This window comes from Streptomyces nojiriensis, from assembly GCF_017639205.1.
Lineage (GTDB): Bacteria > Actinomycetota > Actinomycetes > Streptomycetales > Streptomycetaceae > Streptomyces > Streptomyces nojiriensis.
Genome location: NZ_CP071139.1, coordinates 3,492,351 through 3,510,627, shown reverse-complemented (window position 1 = coordinate 3,510,627; position 18,277 = coordinate 3,492,351). Strand labels below are relative to the sequence as shown.

The following is an 18,277-nucleotide window of genomic DNA, read 5'->3' as shown; positions in this document are numbered from 1 at the left end:
CGGTTGTTCGCTGTCCGGCTACGTGGCTACGCGGCTACTTGGTGATGCGCGGGCCGGCCGGCGGCGGGATCGGGGCGGTGGCCAGCGACTGCGGGGAGGCCGGGTTCGCGAGGGCGGACGGCGCGGCGACCGAGGCCGACGGGTCCGCCGGGGCCTCTTCTTCCTCGTCGAGGGCCGGCGCACCGCCGATGATCCGGATGCCCGCGGCGTCGAAGGCCTCCTTGATCCGCCAGCGCAGCTCCCGCTCCACCGCGAACTGCTGGCCGGGCATGGTCTTGGCGGAGACCTTCACGGTCATCGAGGCGAGCAGCACCTCGTCCAGGCCCAGGACCTCGACCGGACCCCACAGGCGCTCGTCCCACGGGGACTCCTTGGCCATGGCGTCGGCGACCTCCTTGACCACCTCGCGGATCCGGGACAGGTTCTCCGAGGGCTTGACCTGCACGTCCACGCCCGCGGTCGCCCAGCCCTGGCTGAGGTTGCCGATCCGCTTGATCTCGCCGTTGCGCACGTACCAGATCTCGCCGTTGTCCCCGCGGAGCTTGGTCACGCGCAGTCCGACCTCGATGACCTCGCCCGAGGCCACACCCGCGTCGATCTTGTCGCCGACGCCGTACTGGTCCTCCATGATCATGAAGACGCCGGACAGGAAGTCCGTCACCAGGTTCCGGGCGCCGAAACCGATGGCCACACCGGCCACACCGGCACTCGCCAGCAGCGGGGCCAGGTCGATCTTCAGCGCGGCCAGGACCATCAGCGCGGCCGTGCCGAGGATCAGGAACGAGGCCACCGACCGGAGTACCGAGCCGATCGCCTCCGAACGCTGGCGCCGCCGCTCCGCATTGACCAGCAGTCCGCCCAGAGCGGTGCCCTCCACCGCCTCGGCGCTGGTGTTCATCCGGGTTATCAGCTTGGTCAGCGCCTTGCGGACCGCCGAGCGGATCACCGCCGCTATCACGACGATCAGCAGGATCCGCAGGCCGATGCTCAGCCAGGTGGCCCAGTTCTGCTCGATGAAGCTGGCGGCCTCGGTGACGCTCTCCTGCGCCTCCTTGACCGATGCGGGCGCGTCCGGAACGTCGGCTGCCAACGGCAGCAGAGCGGCGGGCCAGGGCACGACGGGAACCTCCAGGTGTAGCGGTCTGCCCGCGGAACCGGGGGGAGCCCCCGGACGGATCCGGGGACATGCGGGGCAGGCCATCCACACTAACGGGGCAATCCCTTCACCTTGGTGCCGTGTTCGAGGGAGAGACCAGACTCACCTGGGGATGACTGACTGTGGTTGAAAACACCTCGGACCCGTTACGGGCGAGTGGTGGCGTTTCGACCAGCCCTAAGGAGAGACTGGAGAGCAGATCGTCCCGGCGCGAGCCACGCGCCGCCGGCGTACAAGGAGGCAGTCCGTGCCGCACGTCCTGGTCCTCAACGCGTCGTACGAGCCCCTCGGCGTCGTACCGCTCCGCCGCGCGCTCGTCCTCGTCCTGGAGAACAAAGCGGTCTCCCTGGAGGAATCCGGCGCCTATCTGCACAGCGCGACAAGGGTCGTCCCCGCGCCCAGCGTGGTACGGCTCAAGCGCTTCGTGCGGGTCCCCTACCGGGGGCCCGTTCCACTCACCCGGCGCGCACTGTTCGCGCGGGACGGCGGTCGCTGCATGTACTGCGGCGCCGTCGCCACCAGCGTCGACCACGTCATTCCGCGCAGCCGGGGCGGCCAGCACGCCTGGGACAACGTCGTCGCCGCGTGCCGCCGGTGCAACCACGTCAAGGCCGACCGGCACTTGCTGGAACTCGGTTGGCGGCTGCGCCACCAGCCGGCCCCGCCGTCCGGGCTGGCGTGGCGGATCATCGGCACGGGGCACCGGGATCCGCGGTGGATGCCGTATCTCCAGCCGTACGGGGCCGAGGACGCGCTGGAGCGGATCGGGGTCGCGGCCAGTTAGCTCCGCAGGGCCGCCGGTTCCGTGTGGGGTTGCGCCCGGCGGGACCTGCGGCCCGGCCTCCCGGGGCTCCGCCCCGGACCCCGCGCCTCAAACGCCGGCGGGGCTGGAGGAGCGGGGCTCGGCCCCGGACGCCGCGCCTCAAATGCTGGCGGGGCTGGACTGTGCCGGCGGGGCCGGGAGAGCGGGCTGGACGGTGCGGCTACGGGGTGACCGCGTAGGCCTCCGCCGACCAGAGGGAGCAGCCGTAGCGCGTCGCGCGGGTCTCGCACGTGATCCGCAGGAAACGGGTGTCCGGTGCGTCCATCCGGAGCGACTCGTGGCCGCCCCGGGAGGCCGTCACGGCCGCCGCCGGGCGCCAGGTCACCCCGTCCGCGGAGGTCTCCACCCGGTACGCCGACGGGTACGCGTCCTGCCAGTGCAGTTCCAGCCGCCCCACCCGCGCCGGGGCGGGCAGTTCCGCCCGCCACCACGCGCCGTCCACCGCCGGGGACGACCAGCGGGTGGCCGCGGAGCCGTCGATGGCCGCCGAGGCCGGGAAGGCGGAGGTCTCGTTCGCCGAGGAGGTCGCCCGCGCGGCCCGCAGCAGATCGGGCCCGCCGGTCTTGGCCACCGCACGCACCGTCAGGGTGCGTGACTCCCCGTCGAAGGTCACCGGCACCTGGTAGCTGCCCGCCGGGGTGCCCGCGGCGACGCTGACCTCCAGCGGGATCGACACCTGGCCGCCCCGCGGGGCCACCGCGACCTGCGGAAGGCGGACCTCGATACCCGCCGGCGGCCGCGCCGACAGAGGTCCGCGGACCTCGCCCGGACCCAGCGCGGACAGCTGCGCCGAGACCCGCTGCGCGGCGCCGCCGATCTCGGCGTCGGCCGCCGCCCCGTCCGCCAGCTCGAAGCGGGCCCGCGGGCCGTCCCCGAACCACGGCACCACCTGGTGCACCGCGGGCGCGGACCCGGTCCCGGCCCAGGACAGGCGCACCGCGTCCGCGCGCAACCCGGCCGTGTCCACCTGGGTCCAGCCCGAGGCCGCGGCGTCGGCGACCTTGCGCCAGCCCTCGCCGGGTACGTGCACCTCCACCGCGGCCCCCCGCGCCCCGGCGGGGAGCGGGTCGGTCATCACGGTCACCGCCGACAGCGGGCGCGGGGCGTCCAGCTGTACGGTCCAGGCCTCGGCCTCCTTGGTCACCGTGCCGGTCTTGCGGGCGATGCCGGTCCAGGCGTCGGCCTCGGCCACCGCCTTCGTCAGGAAGGGGTCCAGGACGGCCTTGTCCACGCGGGCCGATCCCGGCTGCGCCAGCGTCGCCCGGACCTCGGCCAGGGACCGGGAGGCCTTCCACGCGGCCGTCCCGTCCCCGCGGGCCTGGGCCTGCAGGACGTCCACCGCCAGTTCGCCCGCCGCCCCGTAGCGCGCCAGGCGCTCCAGCCAGGGACCCGCCTCGCCCGACAGGGCCGGCAGCCGGTCCTTGGCCTCGCGCAGGACCGTGAACGCCTTGCGCAGTTCGGTCCCGGCCGCCGGATCACCCGCGGCGCGGGCCTTCCAGAACTGCTCGACCAGCGGCTTCAGATACGCCGACTCCTCCTGCTTGAGCCCGGACGACGCGGTGTTCCCGGCCAGCGCCGCCACCGCCTGGCGCGAGCGGGAGTCGGCGCCCGTCAGGTCCCGCACCGCCGCCGCCCAGGACTCGCCGGGCCGGTAGCCGCGCGGATTCCACGCGAAGTCCGCCGCCGTGAAGAGCGGGATCCGCGACAGGGTGCCCTGCGGCATCGCGTTGGCCAGCAGCGCCGCCGAACCGCCCGCGACCGCCGGCTCGCGGCCCGCGTACGGGCCGAGGAAGATCCGGCCCGGATCCCAGTCGTTCACCGGGTAGTTGTCCATGGTGATCAGCGGGTGCCCCAGGGCGGAGCGGGCGCCGGCCAGCTCCTTGCCCGTGATCGTGCGCGGCACCACGCCCACGCCCGTCCAGGCCACCTCCACCCGCGGGTCCAGCGCGCCCGCCAGGGCCGTCCGGTAGGTGGTGGCGCCTTCCTGGTAGTACTCCGTCGGCAGCAGCGAGAGCGCGGGCGCTCCCGGGTACCGGGCGGCCAGGTGTGCCGCCAGTCCGCCCGCGACCTCCGCGTGCGCCTTCGCGGCCGCCGCCGGGCCCTTCCCGTACCGCTCCCGGTCGGCCTTGCAGCCCCACTCGGTGTAGCTGACGTCCTGGAACTGCACCTGGAAGGCGCGGAAGCCGAGGTCCCACATGGCGTCCAGCTTGCGCGCGAGCGCCGCCCGGTCGGCCTCCGAGGACAGGCACATCGACTGCCCCGGGGTCACCGCCCAGGCCAGGACGACCTGGTTGGCGCGGGCCCGTTCGGCCAGCGCACGGAATTCCGCCTGCTGCTCCTGCGGGTAGTCCTGGCGCCAGCCCGTCGTGCGGTACGTGTCGTCGCCGGGGGCTATGAGCAGCCGGTTCTGCTTGGTGCGGCCCATGAAGTCCAGCTGCGCGAGGCGCTGTTCCTGGGTCCACGGCTGCCCGTAGAAGCCCTCGGTTATCCCGCGCACCGGTGCGGCCGGCCAGTCCCGCACCAGCACGCCGGGCATCTTCCCGCCGCCCGACGCGAGTAGTTGGCGCAGCGTCTGCGCCGCGTGGAAGAGTCCTTCCGCGCCCATGCCGGCCAGCGCGATCGTGTCCCGGCCGGCGTGGCGGCCCGCGGCCAGCCGGTAACCCCCGGTCGGCAGGTCCGACGGCGCGGCCGCGCCGAGCGCCCGCAGCGCCTGTTCCGCGTCCGCGTCCTGGAGGCGTACGACGGTGCCCCGTGCGGGCAGCGGAGCGCCGGGGGCGAGCTCGTGGACGGTCCGTACGCCCGCCGCGCGCAGGGCGTCCCGCACCACCCGGACGGCGTACGGATCGGCGTCGGCCGCCGCGACGAGTACGGCCTCGGTGCCCAGCGGCAGCTCGCGCGCCGGATCGGCGGACATCGACTGCGGCCGGGGCCACACGGCGGGGCCCTCGGAGGCCGCCCGGGGGGTGTCGGCACCCGGGTCGAGGACCGGCCCGGCCGCGGCGGCCACGGGGGTCGCTCCGGGGTTGGCCCCGGGCGCCGGGCGGTCCGGTGCGGTGGGCGCCGCGAACGTCCCGGGTGGCGCGGAGGACACGGCGCCGCCCAGCAGTGTGCCGATCACCGCCACAGCGGCGGCGGTGTTCCGCCTCCTACCCCTGAGCTGCACCGAGCCTCCTTGTCCCGAGACGTCCCCCACTCGTACGAATGAGCCTGAGCCCACCATCCGTGCGGCGGGAGTGTCAATGCGAGTGGGTGATCTGCCCCGGATGCGGCAGGAATGCGGTGCCTCCGAGTGGGTATGGAGGCGGTGTTCCCCGGCGGCGTCCCACCCTTGTGAACCACCCTTGTGCCCCCATCATCTGACACATCTTCATGCCCTGATGCCCGCACGCACGAAGGAGCGCCCGCAGATGGACGACCTGGCCCGGCTCGCTGCCCAGTACGGAGTCGCCACCGACTACCGGCCCGCCGCGGACGTCACCGTCCCGGTGCCGGAGGCCACCGTCAGGGCGGTCCTCGGACTGCTGGGGGTGGTCACCGGCGACGCGGCGAGCATCCGGGCGGGCGCCGAGTCCGCCGCGCGGGAGGCGGCCGGGCGGCTGCTGCCGCCCACGGTGGTGCTCTGGCAGGGGGAACGGATGGCTCCGGAGCCCGCCGGGCTGCCCCCGGGCACCCGGGTGCGGGTGGTGGCGGAGGAGACGGGGGAGGCGCTCGCGTGGGGCCCCGCTCTGCCGCTGGGCGTCCACCGGCTCATCGCCGAGGCGCCCGACGGGCGCAGCGCCGAGGCCACCCTGGTCGTGGCCCCGGAGCGGGCCCCGGCCGCGCCCGAGCGGGCCCACGGGCTGCTCGTCCAGCTCTACTCCCTGCTCTCCGAACGCTCCTGGGGCATGGGCGACCTCGGCGACCTCGCGGAGCTCGCCCGCTGGGCGGGCCGTACCCATGGCGCCGGTTTCATCCAGGTCAACCCGCTGCACGCGGCCGTGCCCGGGGCCCCGACCGACCCCTCCCCGTACCGGCCGTCCTCGCGGCGCTTCCCGGACCCGGTCCACCTGCGGATCGAGGACGTCCCCGAATACGCCGACTGCCCCGACCGCCGGGCCCTCGACGAGCTCGCCGTCCGCGGTGGGGAACTGCGCCGCCAGGTCCTGGAGAAGGGCGCGCTGATCGACCGGGACGCCGTCTGGGAACTCAAGCGGTCCGCCCTGGAGCTGCTGTACGCCGTCCCGCGCACCCCCGAGCGCGAGGCCGCCTACCGGGCGTTCTGCGCCGAACAGGGAGCGCCGCTGGACGTGCACGCCGCCTGGTGCGCCGGGCACGCGGGGGAGGCGGACCCGAAGGAGCGGGCCGACTTCCACCGCTGGCTGGTCTGGCTGACGGACGGCCAGCTCGCCGCCGCCCAGCGGGTCGCCCGGGAGGCCGGCATGGCGGTCGGCATCGTCCACGACCTCGCGGTCGGGGTGCACCCGCAGGGTTCCGACGTCTTCGGGTCGTCCTGCTACGCCCCGCACATCTCGGTCGGGGCCCCGCCGGACGCCTTCAACGCCCGCGGCCAGGACTGGGGGCTGCCGCCGTGGCGTCCGGACGTGCTGGCCGCCACCGGCTACGCCCCCTTCCGGTCCCTGCTGCGCGGGGTGTTCCGCTATGCGGGAGCCCTGCGGATCGACCACGTGATGGGTCTGTTCCGGCTCTGGTGGATCCCGGAGGGGACCCCGCCCGCGGAGGGCGCGTACGTCAGCTACGACGGCGAGGCCATGCTGGCGATCCTGGTCCTGGAGGCCCACCGGGCGGGCGCGCTCGTCATCGGCGAGGACCTCGGGACGGTGGAGCCGCGGGTCCGTCAGGAGCTGGCCCGGCGCGGGGTGCTCGGTACCTCGGTGCTCTGGTTCGAGCGGGACTGGGACGGCGCCGGGGACCCGCTGGCCGCGCGGGCCTGGCGGGCCGACTGCCTGGCCACCGTCACCACGCACGACCTGCCTCCCACGGCCGCCAAGCTCGCCGGGGGCCATGTGGAACTGCGCGACCGGCTAGGCCTGCTGACCCGCCCGGCGGAGCTGGAGCGCGCCGAGGACGCCGCGGACACCGCCGAGTGGCTGGAGCTGCTGGACGGGCTGGGGCTGGACACCAAGGGCGAGGAGGCCGCCGTACGGGCCCTGTACGCCTTCCTGCTGCGCACCCCCGCGCGGCTGGTCGGCGTATGGCTGCCGGACGCGGTGGGGGACCGGCGGCCGCAGAACCTGCCGGGCACCTGGGACCAGTACCCCAATTGGCGGCTGCCGGTCGCCGATGCCGCCGGGCGGCCGCTGACCCTGGAGGAGCTGGTGTCCTCGCCCCGGGCGAACGCCCTGCTGAGCGCGGTGGGGGAGGGTGCACGTTCTCGTACGGCACCCCCGGGCGCGCGCCCGGTTTAGGTGTTCGCTACGTTTGCACCGTGGACAAGAAGAACGCTCTGCGCGCCGGCGCCGTCACGGCCGGAACCGCGCTGATGATGCTGCTGATGACGTCTCCCGCCCTCGCGCTCACCCGCGACGACGGTGACGACCCGGGTCCGGGTCTGAGCGTCGGTGAGACGGTCGGCCTGTACGTGGCCCTGCCCCTCGTGATCTTCTTCGGCATCATCGGTCTCGTGATGGTCCTCGACAAGTCGGACCGCAAGCCGAAGCAGGCCTGAGCCGGTCCGGCCCCGCGGGGCCGGGACCAGCAGACTTTCCCGGGCGCCGGGGGTCCGCACCGCCGATTCGATTCGGCCGTGCGACGACCCCCGGCGCCCTGTCGTACCCTCAGACGGCGGCCAGGAGCCGGCGGAGCAGGCCGGTGAGCACGGCGACCTCGTCGTCGGTCAGCCCGGTGAGCGCGGCGCGCTGTACTTCCAGACCGGCCGTGACGGCCTCGTCGATCAGTGCCAGGCCGCGTTCGGTGATCGTCACCTGGAGCCCCCGCCGGTCGTGCGGATCGGGCTTGCGGCAGAGCAGCCCGGCCTTCTCCAGCTTGTCCAGACGCCCGGTCATGCCACCCGTGGTGAGCATGAGGGTGGCCGAGAGCTGCCGGGGCGAGAGCGTGTACGGGTCGCCCGACCGGCGCAGCGTGGCCACGACGTCGAACTCGCCGCGCGAGATGCCGAAGCGCGCGTAGCACTGCTCCATCGCGTCGCCCATGGCCTTGGTGATCCGGTAGATGCGTCCGAAGACGGCCATGGGAGCCGTTTCCAGGTCGGGGCGCACGGCGAACCACTGGGCCGTGATCGCGTCCACTGCGTCCTTGTCGTCACTCATGTGTGCAGTATCCGGCTTCCCCGAGATCGTTCGCAAGAAAGTTGCTTGACGATAAGTAGCTTAGCGGTAAGCTACTTATCAGCAACCGAGTCCGGGGGAGAGGTCATGGCAGTGTTCATGGGGAAGACAGCCGCGTCAGGGGAAGCGAAGGTCGCGGGGGAGCGGTCGCTGCTCCTCGGAATCGGCATCAGCTCGGTCGGGATCGGTATGTACATCCCCTTCTCGCTGGTCTTCTTCCATCACGTCACCGGCCTCTCCCTCACCGTCGTCGGCCTGGTCATGACGGTCACCGGGCTGGCCGGGCTGGCGTTCATGCCGCTGGCCGGCGCGGCCGTCGACCGGTTCGGCGCCAAGCGGGTCAACCTGCTGCTCTACGGGATACGGGCGCTCGGCTTCGCCCTCTACCCCTTGGCGAGCTCCCTGCCCGCCTTCGCGGCCGTCTCCCTCGTCACCGCGCTCGCCGACCGCTCGTTCTCCGTCGTCCAGCAGTCCCTGATCGGCGAGGTGGCGCGGGGCGCCGCCCGCGACCGGCTCCAGGCGTCCACCCGGGCCCTGCAGAACGCCGGGATGGGCGCGGGAGCCCTGCTCGTCTCCGGGGTGCTGGCCCTGTGGGGCACCGGCGGATTCACGTACACCGCCTGGGGCAACTCCCTGGCCTTCGCCCTCGCCGGACTGCTCGTCGGCCGGGTCCGGGCGGTCCGGGTGGCCCCGGTCGTCCCGTCGGCCGGCCCGGCCGGCGCAGCGGCCGCCGGGTACCGGACGGTCCTGCGCGACCGCCCCTTCCTCGGGCTCACCGCCGTCAACTTCCTCACCGCGCTGGGCTACTCCGCCCTCTCCGTCCTCTTCCCGCTCTACCTCTCGACCTGGCTGAGGGCCCCCGACTCCCTCACCGGAGCCGCCTTCACCGTCAACACCGTGCTGTGCGCCGGGATCGGCGTGCTGATCGCGGGCCGGGTCCGCCGCTCCGGCGCCCGCCGCACCCGCTCGGCCGCCCTCGGCGCCCTGCTCTTCGCCGCCGCCTTCGTCGGGCAGATCGTGCTCGGCACCCTGCGGCCCGGCCAGAGCGCCACCCTGGTCGCCCTGCTGGCCATCGTCGTCGTCTACACCCTCGGCGAGCTCGTCCACAGCCCCTCCGGCGGCGCCCTGTCGGTCTCCGCCGCCCCCGAGGCCGTCCGGGGCCGCTACCTGGCCACCTATCAGCTGTCCTACTCGCTGGCCGGTGCGCTCGCCCCCTCCCTCTTCACCGCCCTGCTCGCCGTCGACGGCCGCCTGCCCTGGGCCGTCCTGGCCGTCGCCGCCCTCGGTGCCGCGCTGGCGCTGCTCCGGCTGGAGCGGCACCTGCCCGCCGAGGCCGTGCACGCCGAGCCGCCGGTGGTCCGCGAGGCCGCCGCCCTCGCACCGGCCCCCGTGACCGCCGCCGTCGCACCGGCCCCCGCGGCCGCCGCCTGAGCCGGCCCCGCCCGGTCCACCCACCCGCTTCCCCCGTCCGATCCAGGAGCCACCCGCCATGAAGCGTTTAGCCACCGTCGCCCTGACCGCACTCGCCCCCATCTCCTGGGGCTCCACCTACGCCGTCGCCACCGAGCTGCTGCCGCCCGACCGGCCGCTGTTCACCGGGGTCATGCGGGCCCTGCCCGCCGGACTGCTGCTGACCGCCCTGGCCCGCACCCTGCCCAAGGGGCAGTGGTGGTGGAAGTCCGCCGTCCTCGGCATCCTCAACATCGGCGCCTTCTTCCCGCTGCTGTTCCTCTCCGCCTACCGGCTCCCCGGCGGTGTCGCGGCCGTACTGGGCGCCGCCGGCCCGCTGTTCGTCGTAGGGCTGGCCGCGCTCGTCCTCGGGGAGCGGGCGAGCCTGCGCACCGTGCTCGCCGCCGTCGTCGGGGCGTTCGGCGTGAGCATGGTCGTCCTGACCGCCGAGGCCCGGCTCGACGCGGTCGGCATCGTCGCCGGTGTGATCTCCTCCGCCTCCATGGGCGCCGGCACCGTGATGACCAAGCGCTGGGGCCGCCCCGAGGGCGTGGGGCCGCTGGCGATGACCGGCTGGCAGCTCACCGCGGGCGGACTGTTCATCATTCCCGTCGCCGCCCTCGTCGAGGGTGCCCCGCCCGCGCTCGACGGCAAGGCCTTCCTCGGCTACGGCTACATGATGCTGATCAACACCGGGATCGCGTACTGGCTCTGGTTCCGCGGCATCGGAGCCCTCAGCGCCACCTCGGTCACCCTGCTCGGCCCGCTCTCCCCGCTCACCGCCGCCGTCATCGGCTGGGCCGCCCTCGGGCAGGCGCTGTCGCCGGTCCAGCTCGTCGGGATGGCGATCGCCTTCGGAGCCACCGTCGCCGGTCAGCTGGCGGCCGCCCGCAAGCCCCAACCGTTCAGTTCCACTGAAAAGAATGATCAGAACATTTCGATGGACCTGACGGATGAGGCAGTGCGACGGTAGTCCGGACACCCCGCCAGCCCACTCCGAGGAGCAGACCCACAGTGGCCGTCATGGACCGCGTCCGTACCGTCTCGCAAGCCAAGCCCGGCAGCACGGGGAAGAAGGGTGCCGCCGGGCTCGGCGTGCTCCTCGCCCTGCTCGCGACGGTCGTCTGGTCCGGCAGCTTCGTCGCCACCCGGGGCATGGCCGAGACCGTCCCGCCCGTCCAGGCGGTCTTCTGGCGCTGGATCATCGCCCTGCTCGCCGTCGCCCCCTTCGCCGCCCGCCAGGCCTGGCGGCAGCGGGCCCTGATCCGGCGGCACCTCGGCTTCGTAGCCCTCGCCTCGCTGTTCGGCGTCACCCTCTACAACACGCTCGTGCACCAGGCCGGACTGACCACCTCCGCCTCCAACATGGGCATGATCATGGCCGCGTCGCCCGTCATCATGGCGCTCTACGCCCGCCTCGGCGGCGAACGGCTCGGCAAGCGGCGGACCCTCGGCATCCTGCTCGCCGCCTTCGGGGTACTGCTGCTCGTCGGGGACGGCTCGATAGGCTTCGAGTTCGGCGCCGGCGACCTGTGGATGTTCGCCGCCGCCCTCTCCTTCGCCACGTACAGCGCCCTGCTCAAGCGCAAGCCCGCCGAACTCGGCGGACTGGCCTTCCTGATCACCACCTTCGTGCTCGGCGCCCTGATGCTGGCACCCGCCTACGCCGTCTCCGTCTCCGTCCAGGGCGGCTTCGAGGCCACCACCGGGACGGTCGGACCGCTGCTGTACGTCGGGGTGTTCTCCTCGGCCGTCGCCTTCTTCGCCTGGAACAAGGCCGTCTCGATGATCGGGGCCGCCCGCGCGGGAGTCGTCTACTACCTCCAGCCGGTGTGCGTGGCCGGGCTCGGCTTCCTGCTCCTGGGCGAGCGGACCGGACCGGCGCAGCTGCTCTGCATGGCGCTGATCCTCGGCGGAGTCGGGCTGGGAAGTGCCCGGCGGTAGGTTCGGGCCCATGACCGAGTGGGACATCAAGAAGCTGCGGATCCTGCGGACCCTCGCCGAACAGGGGACCGTGACCAGGGCGGCCGAGGCGCTCCACATGACGCCCTCGGCCGTCTCGCAGCAACTGACGAACCTCGCCCGGCAACTGGGCGTGGTCCTGCTGGAGGCCGAGGGCCGCCGGGTGCGGCTCACGGACGCGGCGCACCTCGTCCTGCGGCACACGGAGGCGGTGTTCGCGCAGCTGGAGCGGGCCGACGCGGAACTGGCCGGATACCTCGCCGGGGACACGGGCGAGGTACGGGTGGGAGCCTTCTCCACCGCCGTACCGGCGCTCGTGGTCCCGGCGGTGGCCGCGCTGCGGCGGACCCACCCCGGGGTGGAGGTCCGAGTGCGGGAGACGGAGGCCGCTGAGGCCTACGAGCTCCTGTCGGCCGGGGGCGTGGACCTGGCGCTGTCCCTCACGGCCCACGCACCGACCGCGCGCGATCCCCGGTTCACCCGGGTGGCGCTCCTGGAGGACCCGCTGGACGTGGCGCTCCCGCCGGGCCACCCGCTGGCGGCCGCGCCCGGCCTGCGGCTGGCGGACCTGTCCGGCGACCCGTGGATCTACGGGGGCAGCGGCCCCTGGTCGGAGATCGCCCGGTCCGCGTGCGAGGCGGCGGGCTTCGTCCCGGAACAGGCGCACTCGGCGTCCGGCTGGACCGCGATCCTGGCGATGGTGGAGGCGGGGATGGGGGTGGCCCTGGTCCCCCGGATGGTGTCGAGCCGTGCTTCGGGCGGGACGATCCGGGTCCTGGCCCACGACCGCCCGACCCGCCACGTGATCGCGGCGGTCCGCCGGGGCGCCGAATCCGCGCCCGCGCTGTCCCACGTCCTGGCGGCCTTGCGCGAAGTGGCTTCGGCCCGGCGGTAGGGTGCCGGGGCTCCGCCCCGGACTCCGTGCGTGCGCTCCGCGCCCGCGCCCTCAAACGCCGGGCGGGCTGAAATTCAGCCCCGCCGGCGTTTGAGGCGCGGGGTCCGGGGCGGAGCCCCAGGAGCGGAGCCGCACCCGCGGGAGGCGTCGCTCCCACGGGTGCGGGCAGATCCCGGGGCTTCCTACTGCTGAGCGCCAGCGGAAGCGGCGGCGTCCGCGGCCTGGGCCTTCAGAGCGCGCTCGACGCCCGCGCGGGACTCCGAGATCAGACGGCGCAGCGCCGCGTTCGGCTCGGCCGAGGCCAGCCACGCGTCCGTCGCGTCCAGCGTCGCCTGCGAGACCTGCAGCCCCGGGTAGAGGCCCACCGCGATCTGCTGGGCGATCTCGTGGCTACGGGTCTCCCAGACCTCCTTGACCGCCGAGAAGAACTTCTCGGTGTACGGGGCCAGCAGCTCGCGCTGGTCGGTCTGGACGAAGCCGCCGATCACCGCCTCCTGCACCGCGTTCGGCAGGTCGCCGGACTCCACCACCGAGGCCCACGCCTCGGCCTTGGCCTCCGCCGTCGGGCGCGCCGCCCGGGCGGTCGCCGCGTGGCGCTCGCCGGCCGCCGTGGCGTCCCGCTCCAGCTCCGCCGCGATGGCCGGCTCCCCGGCGACGCCCGTCGCGGCGAGCCGCTCCAGGAACGTCCAGCGCAGCTCGGTGTCGACGGCCAGGCCCTCGATCTCCGCCGCGCCGTCCAGCAGCGCCGACAGGTAGGTCAGCTGCCCCTCGGTGCGGGCGCTGGCCGCGAAGGCCCGCGCCCACGCCAGCTGGTGGTCGCCCGCCGGCTCGGCGCCGCGCAGGTGCTCCAGGGTGGCCTCGGTCCAGGCCGCCAGGCCCTCCTCGCGCCACGCCGGGTCGGCGTACAGGTCGATGGCCAGCTTCACCTGGCGGTGCAACGACTGGACCACGCCGATGTCGGACTCCTTGCCGATGCCCGAGAGGACCAGCGCGAGGTAGTCGCGGGTGGCGAGCTCGCCGTCACGCGTCATGTCCCAGGCCGAGGCCCAGCACAGGGCGCGCGGCAGGGACTCGGTGAAGTCGCCGATGTGCGCGGTGACGGTGGCCAGGGACTCCTCGTCCAGGCGGACCTTGGCGTAGGAGAGGTCGTCGTCGTTGAGCAGGAAGACCGCCGGACGGGTGCGGCCGACGAGCTCCGGCACCGTGGTGAGCGCGCCGTCGATGTCCAGCTCGATCCGGTCGGTGCGCACGAGGGCGCCGTCCTGGAGCTCGTACAGGCCGACCGCGATGCGGTGCGGGCGCAGGGTGGACTCGCCCTTGGCGCCGGCGGGCAGCGCGGGCGCCTCCTGGCGGATGCCGAAGGCGGTGATCACACCGTTCTCGTCGGTGGTGACCTCCGGGCGCAGGACGTTGATGCCGGCCGTCTCCAGCCACGCCTTCGACCAGGCGGTCAGGTCGCGGCCCGAGGTCTCCTCCAGGGCGCCCAGCAGGTCGGACAGGCGCGTGTTCCCGAAGGCGTGCGCCTTGAAGTACGCCTGCACGCCCTTGAAGAAGGCGTCCGTGCCGACGTAGGCGACGAGCTGCTTGAGCACCGAGGCGCCCTTGGCGTACGTGATGCCGTCGAAGTTGACCATGACGTCGTCGAGGTCACGGATGTCGGCCATGATCGGGTGCGTGGACGGCAGCTGGTCCTGCCGGTACGCCCAGGTCTTCATGGAGTTGGCGAAGGTGGTCCACGCGTGCGGCCACTTCGAGCCCTCGGCGTACGCCTGGCAGGCGATCGACGTGTACGTCGCGAACGACTCGTTCAGCCACAGGTCGTTCCACCACTCCATGGTGACCAGGTCGCCGAACCACATGTGGGCGAGCTCGTGGAGGATCGTCTCCGCGCGCACCTCGTACGCCGCGTCCGTCACCTTGGAGCGGAAGACGTACTGGTCGCGGATGGTGACCGCGCCCGCGTTCTCCATGGCGCCCGCGTTGAACTCCGGCACGAAGAGCTGGTCGTACTTGGCGAAGGGGTAGTCGTAGGCGAACTTCTCCTGGAACCAGTCGAAGCCCTGCCGGGTGACGTCGAAGATCGCGTCCGCGTCCAGGAACTCGGCCAGCGAGGGGCGGCAGTAGATGCCGAGCGGTACGGACTGGCCGTCCGGGCCCTCGTAGGAGCTGTGCACGGAGTGGTACGGGCCGACGATCAGCGCGGTGATGTACGAGGAGATGCGCGGGGTCGGCTCGAAGCGCCAGACGTTGTCCTTGACGTCCGCGGCCTCCGGCGTCGGCGAGTTCGAGATGACCGTCCAGCCCTCGGGGGCCGTCACGGTGAACTGGAACGTGGCCTTCAGGTCGGGCTGCTCGAAGCTGGCGAAGACCCGCCGCGCGTCCGGAACCTCGAACTGGGTGTAGAGGTATGCCTGCTGGTCGACCGGGTCGACGAAGCGGTGGAGGCCCTCACCGGTGTTCGTGTACGCGCAGTCCGCGACGACGCGGAGCTCGTTGGCCCCGGCCGCCAGGTGGCGCAGGGCGATCCGGGAGTCGTGGAAGACCTCCGCGACGTCCAGAGACGTGCCGTTGAGGACGACCTCGTGCACGGCCGGAGCGACCAGGTCGATGAAGGTCTCGCTCCCGGCCTCGGCCGACTGGAAGCGCACGGTGGTCACGGACGGGTAGGTGCCACCTTCCTGTGCGCCGCTGAGATCGAGTTCGATCTCGTAGGAGTCGACGGTCAGCAGCTTGGCCCGCTGCTGAGCCTCTTCACGGGTGAGATTCGTGCCTGGCACGCGTTCATCTCCTTCGATGGTGACGTTGCCCGGCCATCCTGCCATCCGGACAGCGCCACCGCCCCGGACTAATCCACGGGCGAAAAAACGCGCGCGAGGGCGGCACCGTCGCGGTGCCGCCCTCGCGCCGGGTGAGCGGGATCAGCCGCGCAGCTCCTCGGCCACGAGCTCGGCGATCTGCACCGCGTTCAGGGCCGCGCCCTTGCGCAGGTTGTCGTTGGAGAGGAACAGCGCGAGGCCGTTCTCCACCGTCTCGTCGGAGCGGATGCGGCCCACGTACGAGGCGTCCTTGCCCGCCGCCTGCAGGGGGGTCGGGATCTCCGAGAGCTCGACGCCCGGGGCGTCCTTGAGCAGCTCGTAGGCGCGCTCGACGCTGATGGGGTTCGCGAAGCGGGCGTTGACCTGCAGGGAGTGGCCGGCGAAGACCGGCACGCGCACGCAGGTGCCGGAGACCTTGAGCTCCGGGATCTCCAGGATCTTGCGGGATTCGTTGCGGAGCTTCTGCTCCTCGTCGGTCTCGAAGGAGCCGTCGTCGACCAGGTTGCCCGCGAGCGGGACCACGTTGTAGGCGATCGGGCGCTTGTAGACGGTGGGCTCGGGGAAGTCCACCGCGCCGCCGTCGAAGGTCAGCTGGTCGGCGGCCTCGGAGACCGCGCAGGCCTGGCCCTTGAGCTCGGCCACGCCGGCCAGGCCCGAGCCGGACACGGCCTGGTAGGTGGTGGCGATCAGCGCGGTCAGGCCGGCCTCTTCGTGCAGCGGGCGCAGCACGGGCATGGCCGCCATGGTGGTGCAGTTCGGGTTCGCGATGATGCCCTTGGGGCGGTTCTTGATCGCGTGCGGGTTGACCTCGGAGACCACGAGGGGGACCTCGGGGTCCTTGCGCCACGCGGAGGAGTTGTCGATCACGACGGCGCCCTGGGAGGCGACCTTCTCGGCCAGGGCCTTGGAGGTGGCGCCGCCCGCGGAGAAGAGCACGATGTCCAGGCCCGCGTAGTCGGCGGTGGACGCGTCCTCGATGGTGATCTCCCGGCCCTCCCACTCGATCGTCGAGCCGGCGGACCGGGCCGAGGCGAACAGGCGCAGCTCGTCCACCGGGAACTTGCGCTCGGCGAGGATGCTGCGCATGACTCCGCCGACCTGACCGGTGGCTCCGACGATTCCGACCCTCACGGTGACTCCTTTTGCTCCGTACGACGCGGGCGCGCGTGGAGCCATCATGCGTTCGACCCCACGAGCCTTGTCCAATCCATTGTCCGAGGTACGGACGGTGTCCTGGATGTGAACCCTCATGGCGAGTTCGTGGCGGGCGTGTTGCGGGGCCCCTGAACACCCGTTTTGCCTGGTCGGAGGCGGTTAGCGTCCGGTCTGTCGTGACCGTTATCCGGACATGACCGACCGCAGAACGAACCATCGATTCGGGGAGATCCACCGTGCGTGCCATCCGCCACCGCCGCCGGTCCATACCGGCGCTCGCCGCCCTCGCGGCCGCCGCCGTCGCCGCGCCCGTCCTGCTGACCGCCACGCCGGCGGCCGCCCACCCGCGCGAGGGCAGGCTGGCCAAGGAGCTGGTGGCGGAGGTCACCGCCAAGGGCGCCTACCGCCACCTGAGGAAGTTCCAGCAGATCGCCGACGCCAACGGCGGCAACCGCGCCGCCGGCACGCCGGGCCACGCGGCCTCCGCCGCCTACGTGTACGACACGCTGAAGAAGGCCGGGTACCAGGTCTCGTACCAGGACTTCGACATCTACGAGGCGCACACCAAGGCGGAGAAGACCACCGTCCTCGGCCAGGACTCCCGCGAGCTGGCCACCGCCGCCTTCACCTTCACCAAGTCCACCCCGGCCGGCGGCCTGGCCGCGCCGCTCGCCCTGGCCCGGGTCGACGAAACCCCCGGCTGCACGGCCGACGACTACCCTGCCGGTGCCTTCGCGGGGAAGATCGCCCTGGTCAAGCGGGGTGCGTGCACCTTCGTGGAGAAGCAGCGGGCCGCCGCCGCGGCCGGCGCCCTCGGCGTGATCGTCTACAACCACAGCGGAACCACCCCGGTGCGCGGCGGGTTCTCCTCGCCCGACGAGGGGATCATCCCGAGCGCCGGCATCACGCTGGCCGACGGCGAGGCGCTGACCGCGGCCGCCGCGAAGGGCGAGGTGAGCGTGCGGCTGGAGCTGGACCAGGAGCACGTGAAGAAGACCACCCGCAATGTGATCGCCGAGACCCGCGGCGGCCGCTCCGACCGCGTGGTGACCGTGGGCGCCCACCTGGACTCCGTACCCGAGGGCCCGGGCATCAACGACAACGGCTCCGGTTCGGCCGGGCTGCTGGAGGTGGCGCTCAAGCTCGCGGACGAGGGCGCCAACAAGAAGGGCAAGGGGCCCGCCAACAAGGTGCGCTTCGGCTGGTGGTCGGCGGAGGAGCTCGGCCTGCTCGGCTCGGAGCACTACGTCGCGCAGCTGTCCGAGAAGCAGAAGAAGGACATTGCTCTCTACCTGAACTTCGACATGATCGCCTCGCCGAACCCGGCGCAGTTCGTCTACGACGGCGACGACTCGGACAGGACGGGCGCGGGAGCGGGACCGGCGGGCTCGGCCGAGATCGAGGCACTGATCAACGGCTTCCTCGACAGGAAGGGCAAGCCGCACGAGGGCAGTGACTTCGACGGACGCTCCGACTACGGCCCCTTCATCGCGAACGGCATCCCGGCGGGCGGCACCTTCACCGGCGCCGAGGGCATCAAGACCGCCGAGCAGGCGGGGCGCTACGGCGGCACGGCCGGGGCCCCGTACGACCCGAACTACCACGGGGCGGGGGACCACCTGAAGAACCTGGACCTGGGGGTCTTCGACACCAACCTGGACGTGATCGCGCACGCGGTCGGCACCTACGCCGAGTCGCTGCGCTCGCTCGGCAAGTAGCCGGACCGGGGGGAACGGC

General features: G+C 73.1%; 13 protein-coding genes. 8 read left to right on the top strand and 5 right to left on the bottom strand.

The genetic code is table 11. The features are described from left to right. Positions 1 to 34: 34 nt before the first annotated feature. On the bottom strand, positions 35 to 1,117 hold the full coding sequence (locus tag JYK04_RS16350; protein WP_373297425.1) for a mechanosensitive ion channel family protein: 1,083 nt from the start codon (positions 1,115 to 1,117) through the stop codon (positions 35 to 37). Between the two features lie 286 nt (positions 1,118 to 1,403). On the opposite strand from JYK04_RS16350, the gene JYK04_RS16345 reads away from it, so the two are divergent. Then, entirely contained in the window at positions 1,404 to 1,940 is a 537-nt protein-coding gene (locus JYK04_RS16345; RefSeq protein ID WP_189737015.1) for an HNH endonuclease, read from the top strand. 199 nt (positions 1,941 to 2,139) lie between these two features. On the opposite strand, the gene JYK04_RS16340 is transcribed toward JYK04_RS16345, so the two are convergent. Next, on the bottom strand, positions 2,140 to 5,142 hold the full coding sequence (locus JYK04_RS16340; protein WP_189737013.1) for a glycoside hydrolase family 84 protein: 3,003 nt from the start codon (positions 5,140 to 5,142) through the stop codon (positions 2,140 to 2,142). A 214-nt stretch (positions 5,143 to 5,356) separates the two neighbouring features. Here JYK04_RS16340 and JYK04_RS16335 point away from each other — a divergent pair, with 214 nt between their 5' ends. Further along, positions 5,357 to 7,384, top strand: coding sequence for a 4-alpha-glucanotransferase (locus JYK04_RS16335; RefSeq protein WP_189737011.1), 2,028 nt, complete (start codon positions 5,357 to 5,359; stop codon positions 7,382 to 7,384). 20 nt (positions 7,385 to 7,404) lie between these two features. Next, positions 7,405 to 7,644, top strand: coding sequence for a hypothetical protein (locus JYK04_RS16330; RefSeq protein WP_189737009.1), 240 nt, complete (start codon positions 7,405 to 7,407; stop codon positions 7,642 to 7,644). A 109-nt stretch (positions 7,645 to 7,753) separates the two neighbouring features. Here JYK04_RS16330 and JYK04_RS16325 read toward each other — a convergent pair whose 3' ends face one another. Further along, positions 7,754 to 8,245: a MarR family winged helix-turn-helix transcriptional regulator gene (locus JYK04_RS16325; protein ID WP_189737007.1), complete on the bottom strand. Its 492-nt coding sequence runs from the start codon at positions 8,243 to 8,245 to the stop codon at positions 7,754 to 7,756. Between the two features lie 105 nt (positions 8,246 to 8,350). Between JYK04_RS16325 and JYK04_RS16320 the strand changes: the two genes are divergently transcribed. The 4 genes from JYK04_RS16320 to JYK04_RS16305 are packed head-to-tail and all read left to right on the top strand — an operon-like array spanning position 8,351 to position 12,569. After that, positions 8,351 to 9,694: an MFS transporter gene (locus JYK04_RS16320; protein WP_189737005.1), complete on the top strand. Its 1,344-nt coding sequence runs from the start codon at positions 8,351 to 8,353 to the stop codon at positions 9,692 to 9,694. Positions 9,695 to 9,752: 58 nt separating this feature from the next. After that, on the top strand, positions 9,753 to 10,685 hold the full coding sequence (locus tag JYK04_RS16315; protein ID WP_189737003.1) for an EamA family transporter: 933 nt from the start codon (positions 9,753 to 9,755) through the stop codon (positions 10,683 to 10,685). Between the two features lie 50 nt (positions 10,686 to 10,735). Beyond that, a complete protein-coding gene (locus JYK04_RS16310; RefSeq protein WP_189737001.1) occupies positions 10,736 to 11,656 on the top strand; it encodes a DMT family transporter in 921 nt (306 codons plus the stop codon). 10 nt (positions 11,657 to 11,666) lie between these two features. Continuing rightward, a complete protein-coding gene (locus JYK04_RS16305) occupies positions 11,667 to 12,569 on the top strand; it encodes a LysR family transcriptional regulator (protein ID WP_189736999.1) in 903 nt (300 codons plus the stop codon). Between the two features lie 182 nt (positions 12,570 to 12,751). Here the strand turns inward: JYK04_RS16305 and pepN are convergent, their stop codons facing one another. Together pepN and JYK04_RS16295 are read right to left on the bottom strand one after the other, a co-directional pair. Beyond that, complete coding sequence (pepN, locus tag JYK04_RS16300) at positions 12,752 to 15,346, bottom strand: aminopeptidase N (RefSeq protein WP_189736997.1); 2,595 nt, start codon at positions 15,344 to 15,346, stop codon at positions 12,752 to 12,754. A gap of 141 nt (positions 15,347 to 15,487) precedes the next feature. Further along, on the bottom strand, positions 15,488 to 16,516 hold the full coding sequence (locus JYK04_RS16295; protein WP_189736995.1) for an aspartate-semialdehyde dehydrogenase: 1,029 nt from the start codon (positions 16,514 to 16,516) through the stop codon (positions 15,488 to 15,490). A 260-nt stretch (positions 16,517 to 16,776) separates the two neighbouring features. On the opposite strand from JYK04_RS16295, the gene JYK04_RS16290 reads away from it, so the two are divergent. Then, complete coding sequence (locus JYK04_RS16290) at positions 16,777 to 18,258, top strand: M28 family metallopeptidase (protein WP_189736992.1); 1,482 nt, start codon at positions 16,777 to 16,779, stop codon at positions 18,256 to 18,258. The last annotated feature ends 19 nt before the right edge of the window (positions 18,259 to 18,277 follow it).

Bases quoted from the DNA above. Each gene is read 5' to 3' on its own strand.
- JYK04_RS16335 (WP_189737011.1), top strand. From the start codon at position 5,357: ATGCCCGCACGCACGAAGGAGCGCCCGCAGATGGACGACCTGGCCCGG.
- JYK04_RS16325 (WP_189737007.1), bottom strand. From the start codon at position 8,245: ATGAGTGACGACAAGGACGCAGTGGACGCGATCACGGCCCAGTGGTTC.
- JYK04_RS16320 (WP_189737005.1), top strand. From the start codon at position 8,351: ATGGCAGTGTTCATGGGGAAGACAGCCGCGTCAGGGGAAGCGAAGGTC.
- JYK04_RS16315 (WP_189737003.1), top strand. From the start codon at position 9,753: ATGAAGCGTTTAGCCACCGTCGCCCTGACCGCACTCGCCCCCATCTCC.
- JYK04_RS16310 (WP_189737001.1), top strand. From the start codon at position 10,736: ATGGACCGCGTCCGTACCGTCTCGCAAGCCAAGCCCGGCAGCACGGGG.
- JYK04_RS16305 (WP_189736999.1), top strand. From the start codon at position 11,667: ATGACCGAGTGGGACATCAAGAAGCTGCGGATCCTGCGGACCCTCGCC.